Here is a 13,430-nt window from a genome sequence, read left to right on the forward strand (position 1 = left end):
CCCGGTGCGTTGTGCACCTCACGTCTGCGCCAGGATGTCTGAAACACATAAGCATCTGGAGGGGAACCCAGAACATGAGTTACAACCAGCCGGGCCCGTACGGCGGGCAGCCCCAGCAGCCCGGACCGTACGGTCAGCCGGGCGGTCAGGCCCCCTACGGCCAGCCGCCGCAGGCCACCCCCCAGCCCGGCTACGGCTACCCGCAGCAGGCGCCCCCACAGCAGCCGGGCTACGGGTACCCGCAGCAGACCCCCCAGGGCGTCCCGCCCCAGACCCCGCCCTACGGCCAGCAGCAGGCCTACGGTCAGCAGGCCCCGTACGGCCAGCAGCAGCCGGGTTACCCGACGGTGCCCCAGCCTCCGGCCGCCTCCGGCGGTGGCGGCAAGAAGGTCGGCATCATCCTCGGCGCGGTGGCCGTGGTCGCCGCGGTCGCGGTGGGCGCGTACTTCGTCTTCGGCGGCGGTGCCGGCGCGGACATCGCGGACGACGGGCCGCACAAGCTGACGACTCCGGCGACGGTGCTGGGCGGCGAGTTCAAGAAGGGGAGCGGCGACAGCAGCGACGGCTTCAGCGAGGACGACATCGAAGAGGCCGAGAAGAACGGGGTGAAGAACCCCAAGGACGTGAGCGCCACCTACCAGTCCGGCGACGAGAGCAATCCGCTGTCCCAGCAGATGATCAACTTCATGGGCGTCTATGGCGAGATCGAGGACCCGGAGGCGGTCGTCGACGCGATGTTCGCCAACCTGAAGAAGGAGGCGTCGGAGGACGACTCGGGCACCGGCGAACTCGTCGGGGAGCCTGCGGCGTACACACCGGACGCCCTGGACGGCGCGGTCCTCAAGTGCCAGGAGACCAAGATCAAGGGCGACTCCTCGTCGGGTGGCCCCAGCGAGATGAGCATGCCGGTCTGCATCTGGGGTGACCACAGCACCCTCGGCGTCTTCATCTACGCGGACCTGGCCTCCGCGATGGCGGGCAAGAGCGCGGACCTGGAGGACGCCGCCGACAAGGCGGCCAACTTCCGCAATGACGTGCGCGTCGAGGCCTGACGTTCTGAACGTCGAGGCCTGACATTTCCGAACAGTGAAGGGGCCCCGGTCGATTGACCGGGGCCCCTTCAACGTCTGTGTACCGCTGGGGAGTTACGCCGTCTTCTGCTCGCCCGGTCCACGCCCGCGCGCGTCCCTCGGGATCAGGGTCGGGTTGACGTTGGAGTGGACGACGTCCGCGGTGATGACGACGCGGGCCACGTCCTTGCGGGAGGGGACTTCGTACATCACGGACATCAACACCTCCTCCATGATGGCGCGCAGGCCTCGGGCGCCGGTCTGGCGGAGGATGGCCTGGTCGGCGATGGCCTCCAGGGCCGCGCGCTCGAAGTCCAGCTCCACACCGTCGAGTTCGAAGAGGCGCTGGTACTGCTTCACCAGGGCGTTGCGGGGCTCGACGAGGATCTGGAGGAGGGCTTCGCGGTCCAGGTTGTGGACCGAGGTGATGACGGGGAGACGGCCGATGAACTCCGGGATCATGCCGAACTTGACCAGATCCTCGGGCATGACGTCCTCGAACTGGTCCTTGGACTCCAGCTCGCGCTTGGAGCGGATCGTCGCGCCGAAGCCGATGCCCTTGGCACCTGCCCGGGACTCGATGATCTTCTCCAGGCCCGCGAAGGCGCCGCCGACGATGAACAGGACGTTCGTCGTGTCGATCTGGATGAATTCCTGGTGGGGGTGTTTGCGACCGCCCTGCGGCGGAACGGAGGCCGTGGTGCCTTCGAGGATCTTGAGCAGGGCCTGTTGCACACCCTCGCCGCTCACATCACGTGTGATCGACGGGTTTTCACTCTTCCTCGCGACCTTGTCGATCTCGTCGATGTAGATGATCCCGGTCTCGGCCTTCTTGACGTCGTAGTCGGCCGCCTGGATCAGCTTCAGCAGGATGTTCTCGACGTCCTCGCCGACGTAGCCCGCCTCCGTGAGCGCCGTCGCGTCCGCGATGGCGAACGGGACGTTCAGCATACGGGCCAGGGTCTGGGCGAGGAGGGTCTTGCCGGAGCCCGTGGGGCCCAGCAGGAGGATGTTGGACTTCGCCAACTCGATGGCGTCGTCACGGCCGTTGGCGCCGCCGTTCTCGCCGGCCTGGACGCGCTTGTAGTGGTTGTAGACGGCGACCGAGAGGGCCTTCTTGGCCGCCTCCTGGCCGACGACGTACCCCTCCAGGAATTCGTAGATCTCGCGGGGCTTCGGGAGTTCCTCCCAGCGGACCTCGCTGGTCTCCGCGAGTTCTTCCTCGATGATCTCGTTGCAGAGGTCGATGCACTCGTCGCAGATGTACACACCGGGCCCTGCGATGAGCTTCTTGACCTGCTTCTGGCTCTTGCCGCAGAACGAGCACTTGAGCAGATCGCCGCCGTCACCGATGCGTGCCACGGTGTGCTTCCCCTTCGCCTGGGAGACGCCTGGACACTCACAAGTCCAGCGGCTCCTGGTGCTGCCTTATGTCGACGGTACCTTGCCGGGCCCCCCGTTCGGGCCCCCCTTGGCATGGTTCGCTTTGACGTGCAGCGTGTCGTGCACTGGGTCAAACGGTGCCAACCATGCCAAGGGGCGGAAGACAATACAGCCTTTCCCGCGTCAGCGGACCGAGCTGTTGTTCATCTTCCGGGTGGAGATGATCTGATCGATCAGGCCGTACGAGAGCGCGTCCTCGGCCGTGAGGATCTTGTCGCGCTCGATGTCCTCGCGGATCTTCTCGATCGGCGTGGTCGAGTGCTTGGCCAGCATCTCCTCCAGCTGCGAACGCATCCGGAGGATTTCGTTCGCCGCGATCTCCAGGTCGGAGACCTGACCGCGGCCCGTCTCGCTGTACGGCTGGTGGATCAGGACACGGGCGTTCGGCAGCGCCATGCGCTTGCCCGGGGTGCCCGCGGCCAGCAGCACCGCGGCGGCGGAGGCGGCCTGGCCCATGCACACCGTCTGGATGTCCGGCTTCACGAACTGCATCGTGTCGTAGATCGCCGTGAGCGCCGTGAAGGAGCCGCCGGGGCTGTTGATGTAGACCGAGATGTCACGGTCGGGGTCCATCGACTCCAGGCACAGCAGCTGCGCCATGACGTCGTTCGCGGAGGCGTCGTCGATCTGCACACCGAGGAAGATCACCCGCTCCTCGAAGAGCTTCGCGTACGGGTCGTACTCGCGGATGCCCTGGGAGGTGCGCTCGACGAAGCGGGGGATCACGTAGCGGGACTCGGCCGAGGGGCCGGTGTACTGGGCGCGTGCGCTGTCGTAGAGGCCGCTGCCGGGGAAGTCGTTCACTGTGGGTCTCCTGGGAGCCTGAGAGGGGCTGTGGCGGTCGGCTGGGGCTTCAGGGGCTGGTGCGCGGGTCGGGGCGGCGCCGTGGACGCTGAGGGCGCCTGCCGGGGCCCGCGCCGGCGTGTGCCGGTCAGGCCCCTCCCGCCCCGGTGCCGCCGCCGCCCGGCATGCCCGCCGCGGTGGCGATGACTTCGTCGATGAGGCCGTAGGTCTTGGCCTCGTCGGCGTCGAACCAGCGGTCGCGGTCCGAGTCACGGGTGACCTGCTCCACGGTCTGGCCGGTGTGCAGGGCCGTCAGCTCGGCCATGCGCTTCTTGGTGTGCAGCAGCCGCTCGGCGTGGATCTTGATGTCCGAGGCGGAACCGGCCAGGCCCGCGGAGGGCTGGTGGATCAGGATCTCGGCGTTCGGCAGCGCGAACCGCTTGCCGCGGGTGCCCGCGCTGAGCAGGAACTGGCCCATCGAGGCGGCGAGGCCCATCGCGATGGTCACCACGTCGTTCTTGATGTACTGCATGGTGTCGTAGATCGCCATGCCGGCCGTGATCGAGCCGCCGGGGCTGTTGATGTACAGGTAAATGTCCTTGTCCGGGTCGGCGGCAAGGAGCAACAGCTGCGCGGTGATCTTGTTGGCGATGTCGTCGTCGACCGGCTGGCCGAGGAAGATGATCCGCTCGTTGAGCAGCCGGTTGTAGACATGGTCGCCGAGGCCACCGCCGATGGAGGGCTCGCCGGCGGCGGAGGGCATCAGATTCGTCACGTATCCACCTGCTCGTCTTACGACGGCGCCGGGCCGTCTCACGTTTCCCTTCCGGGGGCCGAGCCGTTTCGCCGACAGCCCTGCCCTCGTATTCATGGACCCTAACGCGGGGGCTCCGCCGAGGAATCCCGCAGAGGGAACTGTTCGCTGTCAGCGCATGTCGCTCCGCTGGGTGAGCAGGGTGACTTGTGGCCGCCGGTCACGCCCTGAGGGGCGCGGGGAACTGCGCGAGCAACCACACACAAGCCGCAGACGCGTCTGCCATCGTCATGTGCAACGGCGGGTGCGGCCTGTACGTGGCTGGTCGCGCAGTTCCCCGCGCCCCTAGGTAGGCCGACGGGCCCCCGGGTCATAAGTGACCCAGAGGCCCGTCGAGCCTGCTGTTCGCGGCGTGATCAGGCCTCGGGGGCCTTCTCCTCGGCCTCGGCGGCGGCCGGGGTTTCCTCGGTGCTCTCGGCGGACGCGTCCTCGTCCTCGTCGTCGTCCAGGTCGACGATCTCGCCGTTGGTGTCCTTCACCGTGGAGGACTCGACGACCAGGGCGAGGGCCTTGCCGCGGGCGACCTCGCCGACCAGGAGCTGGACCTGGTTGTTCTGGACGACCGCCTGGGCGAACTGGTCGGGGGACATGCCGGAGGAGGCGGCGCGGCGCATGAGGTGCTCGGTGAGCTCCTCCTGGTTGACGCTCAGCTTCTCCTTGGCGACCAGCTCGTCGAGGACGAACTGGGTCTTGATGCCCTTGACGGCCGCTTCCTTGGTCTCGGCGTCGAACTCCTCGACCGTCTTGCCCTGGATCTCCAGGTACTTCTCCAGGTCGAGGCCCATCTGGCCGAGCTGGTGGTGCTCCAGGTTGTGCTTACGGGTGTTGATCTCGTCCTCAAGGAGCTTCTCGGGGACGGGCACCTCGATCAGGTCCAGCAGCTTCTCCAGGACACGCTCCTGGGCCTGCGTGGCCTGGTCGTACTGCTTCATGTTCTCCAGGCGCGTACGGCTGTCCGCGCGGAGTTCCTCCAGGGTGTCGAACTCGGAGGCGAGCTGCGCGAACTCGTCGTCCAGCTCGGGCAGTTCGCGGGCGGCGACCTGGGTGACCTTGACGGTGACCTCGGCCTCCTTGCCGGCCGCCGAGCCGCCCTTCAGCTCGGAGGTGAAGGTGGCCTCGGCCCCGGCCTCCAGGCCCTTCACGGCGTCGTCGATGCCGTCGAGCAGCTCGCCGGAGCCGATGGTGTAGGAGACGCCGTCGGCGACGCCGTCCTCCAGGACCTCGCCGTCGACCTTGGCCTGAAGGTCGATCGTGACGACGTCGCCGTCCTCGGCGGCGCGCTCGACCGGGGAGGTGGAGGCGAAGCGCTCGCGGAGCTGCTCGACCGCCTTGTCGATGTCCTCCTCGGTGACCTCGACGGCGTCGACCTCGACCTCGATGCCGGAGAAGTCCGGGATCTCGATGGTCGGGCGGACGTCGACCTCGGCGGTGAAGTTCAGCGTCTCGCCGTCCTTCAGCTCCGTGATGTCGACCTCGGGCTGGCCGAGGACGTTGAGCTCGGCCTCGTTGACCGCCTCGGTGTAGAGCTTCGGAAGCGCGTCGTTGACGGCCTCTTCCAGGACGGCGCCGCGACCGAACCGCTGGTCGATGATCCGGGCCGGGATCTTGCCCTTGCGGAAGCCCTTGACCGTGACCTGCTGGTTGATCTTCTTGTACGCCGCGTCGAGGCTGTCCTTGAGCTCCTCGAAGGGCACCTCGACAGTGAGCCGAACCCGGGTCGGGTTCAGGGTCTCCACGGCGCTCTTCACGGTTCGGTCTCCTTGTGGCTGACTTCTTGGGGTTCTGCTGGGAGCTTCTGCCGGATCGGTCGGATTCGGATGAAGACGACCGGGCAGCGCCTCAGCGGATTAGCGGCCCTTGAGAGACGTGAGAGTGCAGACACACGGGCGCGCAGCTTGCATAGTAACCGCCGCCGGTACACGCCCCAAAAGGTGATCTTGTTGCCGGTCGGTGCGTCGCCCGGAGCCGCCGGCGGGAGCACCGTCCGGGCGTCCCGTAGTGGTGGGCCGGAGCGCTGTCCGGCGCGATTGTCGGGGTGGCGGGATTTGAACCCACGGCCTTCCGCTCCCAAAGCGGACGCGCTACCAAGCTGCGCCACACCCCGTCTGGTGCGACACGTAGGGTACATGGCCGCGGACAGGGCGGCTGCCGCATTTACCGAGCGGGCTCGGTGCACTTGGGGCGCGTGGACGCGGTGTGATGCGCCGAGCGCGGGGGGTGCGCACCGGTGGCGCCGGGGGCGGCCGGGAATGGGGTGTGCGGCGAGGGCGTACGACCCGCTACGATGCCTTCTGTGCCGCGGTCGCCCGACCTGCGGCGCGTGCTGTGCGGGCGTAGCTCAATGGTAGAGCCCTAGTCTTCCAAACTAGCTACGCGGGTTCGATTCCCGTCGCCCGCTCCATCGGCCTCCGGCCCGGCATCGAGTGATCGCTCGGTGGCGGGCCGGAGGTTTTTGCGGTGCCGAGATCCGGGAGTGGCCCGGAAGCGGGAGTGGTCCGGAACCGGAGCGGCCTGCGACCGGGGCGGCCCGGGTGCCGGAGCGGCCGGATGGCGGAGCAGCCTGTGACCGGAACGGCCCGGGTGCCGGAGGCGGCCTGCGACCGGAGCGGCCTCGGGAGCCGGAGCGTGCCGAGAGCCGGAGCGGCCGGATGCCGGAACGGGGCGGCGCTAGAACTGGATCGAGTTGATCGTGTCCGCTATCGAGTCCAGGAAGCGTTGGATGTCGTCGGCCATGCCGGTGGAGGCGAGGAAGAAGCCGAAGAGGATCGCGACGACGGCCGGGCCTCCCTTGATGTTCCCCCCGCGCATCAGCACGACGAGGATGATCCCCAGCAAGAGCACCACTGACAGCGAAATGGCCACAACTGATCACACCCTCGGTCGGTCCGCTTCCCCGGCCCAGGGGCGCCAACGCCGCGCGCACCCCCGCCAGAACCATGGTGCCACCAACGAGGCCCACGTATGCGGCCCGTGAGACAACATCGACCACGGTGACACGGCTCCGTTACACGGAGCACGGGTCAACGCGAGGGTGCCGGGCGGGAATTCGAGTGATCGTTTCCGCACACACACATCTGTCCACACCCACCTCCTCCCCATGTATCCACACAGGCTGTTCGCAGGTAATTCGAATTGTTGAACGCGCCTCAACAGTCGGACATTTCACCAGAGTCGCCTGCGCACGGTATGCGCCCTTTAGTCGGTATGAATGCGGACAGAAGGGTCGCGCTCTCGGTCGGTCGTCCGGCATGGTGCGTCAAATCCCGGGTACTCGTGGGTGATTTCGTCACCGGCAATAACAGGATTCACGTCGAGGGTTTTACGGAATCGCACAGACAACGCTAGGGTGCCTCAGATGTTCTCCGCTGCCTCGCTGCGATCACACGACCGACGAAGGGCGCCGCTCCCCCAGGCACAGTCGCCGCAGTCCCCCACCGACGGCATGGCGAGACCCGGTTCCGCCCAGGCTCCGGACGCGGGGCCCGCCAAGCAGCGCGACGCGTTCTTCGACAACGCCAAGTATCTGGCCATCGTGCTGGTCGCGATGGGCCACGCCTGGGAGCCGCTCACCGACCACAGCCGCGCCGCCGAGGCGCTCTACATGGTCGTGTACAGCTTCCACATGCCGGCGTTCATTCTCATCTCCGGCTATTTCTCGCGCAGTTTCGACATGCGCGCCGACCGGCTCCAGCGGCTGATCACCGGGATCGCCGTGCCGTATGTCCTCTTCGAGGTCGCCTACTCCGTCTTCAAGCAGTACGCCGACGACGATCCGTCGCATCCGATCAGTCTGCTCGACCCCTGGTATCTGACCTGGTTCCTGATCGCGCTGTTCGTGTGGCGGCTGACGACTCCGCTGTGGAAGGTGGTGCGCTGGCCGATTCCGGTGGCGCTCGGTATCGCGGCGCTGGCCTCGATCTCGCCGGACATCGGGGACGATCTGGATCTTCAGCGGGTGCTGCAGTTCCTGCCGTTCTTCGTGGTGGGGCTGTTCATGAAGCCCGCGCACTTCCAGTTCGTGCGGCGGCGTGAGGTGCGGATGCTGTCCGTGCCGGTGTTCGCGAGTGCGCTGGCGTTCGCGTACTGGGTGGGGCCGGACATGAACTCGGCCTGGTTCTACCACCGGGACAGCGCGCAGGAGTTGGGCGCTCCCTGGTGGGCCGGGGTCGTGATGACCTTCGCGTTGTTCGGCTGCTCGATGCTGTTGACCGTGTGCTTCTTCTCGTGGGTACCTCGGCGGAAGATGTGGTTCACGGTGTTGGGGGCGGGGACGCTGTACGGCTATCTGCTGCACGGGTTCCTCGCCAAGGGGTCTCGGTTCTGGGGCTGGTACGACGCCCATGCCTGGGTGTACCAGCCGGTGGGCGAGTTGATCGTCACGCTCGTCGCGGCGGTCGTCATCACGGTGTTGTGCACTCCGCCGGTGCAGCGGGTGTTTCGCTTCGCGATGGAGCCGAAGTTGGAGTGGGCATTCAAGAGGGATGCGACCGAGTTGGCTCGTGAGCGGGGGAAGGCCGGGGCCAAGGCCTAGGTTTGGCGGGGGCGCGGGTTCACTGCCGTTGGGCTCCTGGGTTCCTGTCGTGTGTCGGCTCACGCCCTGGATTGCCGCCCCCGCCGCCCCTACCCGTCCCATCCCCAGGGGCTGCGCCCCTTCGACCCCCACCCTCCGGCCATCCCTGGCAGGGGCTGCGCCCCTTCGCCCCGCTGGTCTGTCAAGGGGCGCGCCCCTTCAACCCTCGTCACGCGCCAGTCCTGGCAGGGGCTGTTGCCCCTTCGACCCCGGTCCCCCGACGGCCCGACAGGGCCGCACCCCTTCGGGCCCCGCTCGTTCCGCCGTCCTATCAGGGATGTATCCCTTCAACCCCCGTCATCCCACCAGCCCTGTCAGGGGCTCCCCCCCCTGCGCCCCCGGTCCCCCGACGGCCCGACAGGGGCCGCACCCCCTTCGCCCCCCTTGCCATCCTGTCCAGGGTTCGCCCCTTCGCTCCCGCCTTCGCCTCCCTGTCAGAGGCTGCGCCCTTTCGCCCCCCGTCACCCGTCGGCCCGTCAGGGGGTGGCCCCTTCGACCCGCTCGTTCCGCTGGTCTGTCAAGGGGCGCGCCCCTTCAACCCTCGTCATCTCGCCGTCCTGGCAGGGGCTGCGCCCCTTCGACCCCGGTCCCCCGACAGCCCGACAGGGCCACACCCCTTTGGCCCCGCTCGTTCCGCCGTCCTGTCAGGGGTGCATCCCTTCAACCCCCGTCATCCCACCAACCCTGTCAGGGGCTCCCCCCTGCGCCCCCGGTCCCCCGACAGCCCGACAGGGCCGCACCCCCTTCGCCCCCCTTGCCATCCTGTCCAGGGTTCGCCCCTTCGCTCCCGTCTCCGCCGCCCTGTCAGGGGCTGCGCCCCTTCGACCCCGGTCGTTCCGCCGTCCCTGTCAGGGGTGCGTCCCGGATGTGCCTAGGAGTTCGGGGGGCGTGGGTGTTTGGGCGGGTGCGGGGGCTTCGTGGTTGCTCGCGCCGTTCCCCGCGCCCCTTTTGGGCTTCGCCCTTAGGGGGGCCGGGAAAACCGGCCGGGTGCCCAGCCACCGGATAACAAGCGACCGGGTCCCCCCGAACGGGTCCCCCCGCCGTCCGGTGAACGGGTGCCCCCAGCCGTCCGGTGGACGGCTACCTGGTGAACGTGGGGCCCTCTCGGCTGATCAGGAGTAGGGCCCTGTCGTCGTTCACGTCCTTGGCCACCGCTTCGATCAGGTGCCAGGCGGCGCCGTGGAAGCCGCCGGCCACGTAGCGGTCGGCCTCTCCGGTGAGGCGGTCTATGCCTTCGACTATGTCTCGGTCGGAGGTTTCGACCAGGCCGTCGGTGAAGAGCATCAGGACGTCGCCGGGGCGGAGGGAGCCCTTGACGGGGTCGAACTGGGCGCCGTCGTAGACGCCGAGGAGGGGGCCCTCGGCGGCCTTCTCCTCCCAGCGGCCGGTGCCCGCGCTGAGCTGGAGGCCCGGGGGGTGGCCGGCGGAGAAGAGTTCGTAGTCGCCGGAGTCGAGGTCGAGGACCAGGTGGATGGAGGTCGCGAAGCCCTCGTCCCAGTCCTGGCGGAGGAGGTAGCCGTTGGCGGCGGGGAGGAACGCGTGGGGTGGGAGCGATCCCAGGAGGCCGCCGAAAGCGCCGGAGAGGAGCAGGGCGCGGGAGCCCGCGTCCATGCCCTTGCCCGAGACGTCCGTCAGGACGACTTCGAGGGTTCGGCCGCCGTTTGTGCGGGCTGCCACGACGAAGTCGCCCGAGAAGGACTGGCCGCCCGCCGGGCGCAGGGCCATCTCGCGATGCCAACCCGCCGGGAGCTGCGGCAACTTGCTCTGGACCCGGATGCGTTCACGCAGGTCGAAGAGCATGGTGCCGCCGCGCCGCCAGGGAACGCCGACCCGGCTGCGGAACTGGGCGATGAGGAGGCCGAAGAAACCGCAGGCGGCGACCACGAGCACGATGCCGGGGGTCACTCTGGCCGGGCCCTCTGTGTAGGGGCCGAGTTTCACGGACTCGACGATCAGGGCGGTCGCGGCGGCCGCGTAGAGGGCGAGCAGGCTCGCGGGGCGGAGCAGCAGACCACCGGCGACGATGGGCAGGACCAGCACGGCCGGTGAGAACCACACCTCGTCGATCATCGTGAGACAGGTGAGCACCGGGATCAGCAACATCAGCCCGGCCAGCGCGACCCAGTCGGAGCCGTCGCCTCGGAAGTAGTCGACGGCGGATTTGCGCACGCCGGTGCGGGCCCGGTGAAGGAGTCTCTTCATCCGGGCCGTGAGCGTATCGGCCGCCGCGCGCCGCTCTCGTCCTGCTGCCATTGTTCGGGACCTTATCCATCGGACCAGCCCCTGTGCACAGGAGGTCCTACTTGTCCCCCTTCCGAGGGCCGCTTCACGACGAATCTCACACAGATCTCACACGGGAGCGCGTCCTCGGGCCCTCGCGCGGCACCTGTGAAGGGTCCCATGCCGCGCGACATAAGTCAGGAGAAAATTCACTCGCTCCCTCCTGGACCGCGCTGCTAGGCATGGCACATGACGACCGAGCTGCGGGTGCTGCGCAAAGAAGAGTGGAACGTCTGGTACGACAGCCTCAGCCGCGCCTTCGGCGGAGTCCCCGAACCGGCCGAGGAACGCGACCTGGACGAGGCGCTCAGCGACTACGCCCGGTGCATCGGCGCATGGGACGGCGCCCAATGCGTGGGTACGGCGGGCGCGTTCGACTTCCGCGTCGCCGTTCCCGGTGGCGCGCTGGTCCCGGCGGCGGGCGTCACGATGGTGAGCGTCGCCGCCACGCACCGCCGTCGCGGTGTCCTGACGTCCATGATGCGACGGCAGTTGGACGACTGCCGCTCCCGGGGCGAGGCGCTGGCCGTGCTCATCGCGTCGGAGCAGCCGATCTACGGCCGCTTCGGCTACGGCCTCGCCACCTACCGGCTCGGCGTCGACATCGACACCACCCGCGTACGGATGGCCGCGCCGCCCGGCACCGACGACATACGGCTCCGGTACGCCGCCCCGGCCGACGTCGTCGACGCCTGTGAGGCGGTGTACGCGCGCGGGGTGGCGGGGCGGCCCGGAATGCTGGCGCGTCAGCCGCACTGGGAGCGGCTCGAACTGCTCGACGGGGAGCAACGTCGCGAGGGGGGCTCGCCGTTGCAGTGCGTGGTGGCCGAGCGGGACGCCGGGGGTGACGGGAGTGACGGGGGTGACGGCGCGTCGGGCGGTACGGAGGTGGTCGGATACGCGCGATTCCGGGTCAAACCGGTCTGGGGGCCGGGTGGGGCCGACAGTGTCGTCATGGTGACGTCCGTGGAGGCGCTGGACCCGGCCGCGTACGCCTCGTTGTGGCGGTTCCTCTTCGACATCGACCTGACCTCGTCCGTCGTCGCCGACCGGCGGCCCGTGGACGACCCGTTGCTGCATCTGGTGACGGATGTGCGCCGGTGCGGGCTGCAGATCAAGGACGACATGCAGGTACGGCTGGTCGACGTGAGGGCGGCGCTCGCGGCGCGGACGTATCAGGCGCCGGTGGATGTGGTGTTCGAGGTCGAGGACGCCTTCTGCCCCTGGAACGCGGGGCGTTGGCGGCTGGTCGGGGACGCGAGGGGCGCGACCTGCGAGCGGACCGAGGCCCCCGCCGACCTCGCCCTTTCCGTACGGGAGTTGGGGGCGGCGTATCTCGGTGGGGTGAGCCTCGCTTCCCTGGGGGCGGCGGGGCGGGTGCGGGAGTTGCGGGAGGGCGCGCTGGCTCGGGCGTCGGTGGGGTTCTTCTCGTCGACCGTCGCGCCCTGGTTGCCGCACTGTTTCTAGGGGGTTCGGCGGCTTCGGGCGTTCATCTCTGCTGACAGGTGGGGCACCAGAAGAGGTTGCGGGCGGCGAGATCGGCGGTGCGGATCTCGCCGCCACAGATGTGGCAGGGCAGGGCGGCCCTGCGGTACACGTACACCTCGCCGCCGTGGTCGTCGACGCGGGGCGGGCGGCCCATGGCCTCCGGTGTGTGCTCCGGGCGGACGGTATCGATCCGGTTGTTGCGCACGCCCTCGCGCATGAGGTCGACGAGATCGGACCAGATCGCCTCCCATTCGCCGCGGGTGACGTCCTTGCCGAGCCGGTACGGGTCGATGGCGTGCCGGAAGAGGACCTCGGCGCGGTAGACGTTGCCGACGCCCGCGATGATCTTCTGGTCCATCAGCAGGGCGGCGATCGTCGTACGGCTGCGGGAGATCCGGGCGTACGCGCGGCCGGGGTCGGCGTCGGCGCGGAGGGGGTCCGGGCCGAGGCGGGCGTGGACGGTCTGCTTCTCGGCGTCGGTGATCAGTGCGCAGGTCGTGGGGCCGCGGAGGTCCACGTACGCGGTGTCGTTGCGCAGGCGGAGACGGACCGTGTCGGTGGGCGGGGGTGCGGGGGTGTCGCCGAAGTTGACCTTGCCGAAGAGGCCGAGGTGGATGTGGACCCACTCCTCCGTGGCGCCGAACTGGAGGAAGAGGTGTTTGCCGTGGGCCTCGGCCGTGGTGAGGGGGGTGCCGTCGAGGAGGGCCGCGGCGTCGGTGAACTTGCCCTGGGGGCTGGTGACGTGGGCCGGTCGGCTGCCGCCGAAGTGGGCGAGGTAGTCCTCGGCCAGGCGGTGGATGGTGTGCCCTTCGGGCAACGGTTACCTCCGGTGGTTCAGCCGAAATGGGTGGGGGGCGGGTGGGGTTGTTCGTCGGCTGCGGGTGGGTGGGGGCTGGTCGCGGAGGTCCCCCCGCCCCACAAAACAAGGGTGGGGGCCCGGGTTTTAGGGGGGGGGGGGGCTGGGTGTGCGGCCACCCCGGGC

At 68.8% G+C, this 13,430-nt stretch carries 10 protein-coding genes and 2 tRNA genes; 4 read left to right on the plus strand and 8 right to left on the minus strand.

Annotated elements, in window-relative coordinates; all coding sequences use genetic code 11:
* The first annotated feature begins 74 nt into the window (after positions 1–74).
* The gene (locus ACWD4G_RS27390) at positions 75–1,052 is read left to right on the plus strand and encodes a hypothetical protein (RefSeq protein WP_451297871.1); all 978 of its coding nucleotides are present in this window, start codon (positions 75–77) and stop codon (positions 1,050–1,052) included.
* 93 nt (positions 1,053–1,145) lie between these two features.
* Here ACWD4G_RS27390 and clpX read toward each other — a convergent pair whose 3' ends face one another.
* From clpX to ACWD4G_RS27415, 5 genes are all read right to left on the minus strand, one after another.
* A complete protein-coding gene (gene clpX, locus ACWD4G_RS27395) occupies positions 1,146–2,432 on the minus strand; it encodes an ATP-dependent Clp protease ATP-binding subunit ClpX (RefSeq protein WP_451297873.1) in 1,287 nt (428 codons plus the stop codon).
* A gap of 204 nt (positions 2,433–2,636) precedes the next feature.
* Positions 2,637–3,317: an ATP-dependent Clp protease proteolytic subunit gene (locus ACWD4G_RS27400; RefSeq protein WP_451297875.1), complete on the minus strand. Its 681-nt coding sequence runs from the start codon at positions 3,315–3,317 to the stop codon at positions 2,637–2,639.
* 127 nt (positions 3,318–3,444) lie between these two features.
* Positions 3,445–4,059, minus strand: a complete 615-nt coding sequence (locus ACWD4G_RS27405) for an ATP-dependent Clp protease proteolytic subunit (protein WP_451298047.1) — start codon at positions 4,057–4,059, stop codon at positions 3,445–3,447.
* Between the two features lie 407 nt (positions 4,060–4,466).
* Positions 4,467–5,858 (minus strand): trigger factor, encoded by a 1,392-nt coding sequence (gene tig, locus ACWD4G_RS27410; RefSeq protein ID WP_451297877.1) that lies wholly within the window; start codon positions 5,856–5,858, stop codon positions 4,467–4,469.
* A gap of 282 nt (positions 5,859–6,140) precedes the next feature.
* A tRNA-Pro gene (locus ACWD4G_RS27415) sits at positions 6,141–6,214 on the minus strand.
* A 223-nt stretch (positions 6,215–6,437) separates the two neighbouring features.
* Here ACWD4G_RS27415 and ACWD4G_RS27420 point away from each other — a divergent pair.
* Positions 6,438–6,511: transfer RNA gene (locus tag ACWD4G_RS27420), tRNA-Gly, on the plus strand.
* A 266-nt stretch (positions 6,512–6,777) separates the two neighbouring features.
* Here ACWD4G_RS27420 and ACWD4G_RS27425 read toward each other — a convergent pair.
* The gene (locus ACWD4G_RS27425; protein WP_451297878.1) at positions 6,778–6,972 is read right to left on the minus strand and encodes a hypothetical protein; all 195 of its coding nucleotides are present in this window, start codon (positions 6,970–6,972) and stop codon (positions 6,778–6,780) included.
* 580 nt (positions 6,973–7,552) lie between these two features.
* On the opposite strand from ACWD4G_RS27425, the gene ACWD4G_RS27430 reads away from it, so the two are divergent.
* Positions 7,553–8,641: an acyltransferase family protein gene (locus tag ACWD4G_RS27430; protein ID WP_451297880.1), complete on the plus strand. Its 1,089-nt coding sequence runs from the start codon at positions 7,553–7,555 to the stop codon at positions 8,639–8,641.
* A gap of 1,119 nt (positions 8,642–9,760) precedes the next feature.
* Here the strand turns inward: ACWD4G_RS27430 and ACWD4G_RS27435 are convergent.
* Positions 9,761–10,933: a PP2C family protein-serine/threonine phosphatase gene (locus tag ACWD4G_RS27435; RefSeq protein ID WP_451297882.1), complete on the minus strand. Its 1,173-nt coding sequence runs from the start codon at positions 10,931–10,933 to the stop codon at positions 9,761–9,763.
* A 216-nt stretch (positions 10,934–11,149) separates the two neighbouring features.
* Between ACWD4G_RS27435 and ACWD4G_RS27440 the strand changes: the two genes are divergently transcribed.
* On the plus strand, positions 11,150–12,427 hold the full coding sequence (locus ACWD4G_RS27440) for a GNAT family N-acetyltransferase (protein WP_451297884.1): 1,278 nt from the start codon (positions 11,150–11,152) through the stop codon (positions 12,425–12,427).
* A gap of 22 nt (positions 12,428–12,449) precedes the next feature.
* Here ACWD4G_RS27440 and ACWD4G_RS27445 read toward each other — a convergent pair whose 3' ends face one another.
* Positions 12,450–13,265, minus strand: a complete 816-nt coding sequence (locus ACWD4G_RS27445; protein ID WP_451297886.1) for an Fpg/Nei family DNA glycosylase — start codon at positions 13,263–13,265, stop codon at positions 12,450–12,452.
* Between the last annotated feature and the right edge of the window lie 165 nt (positions 13,266–13,430).

Source organism: Streptomyces sp. NPDC002643, from assembly GCF_053592555.1.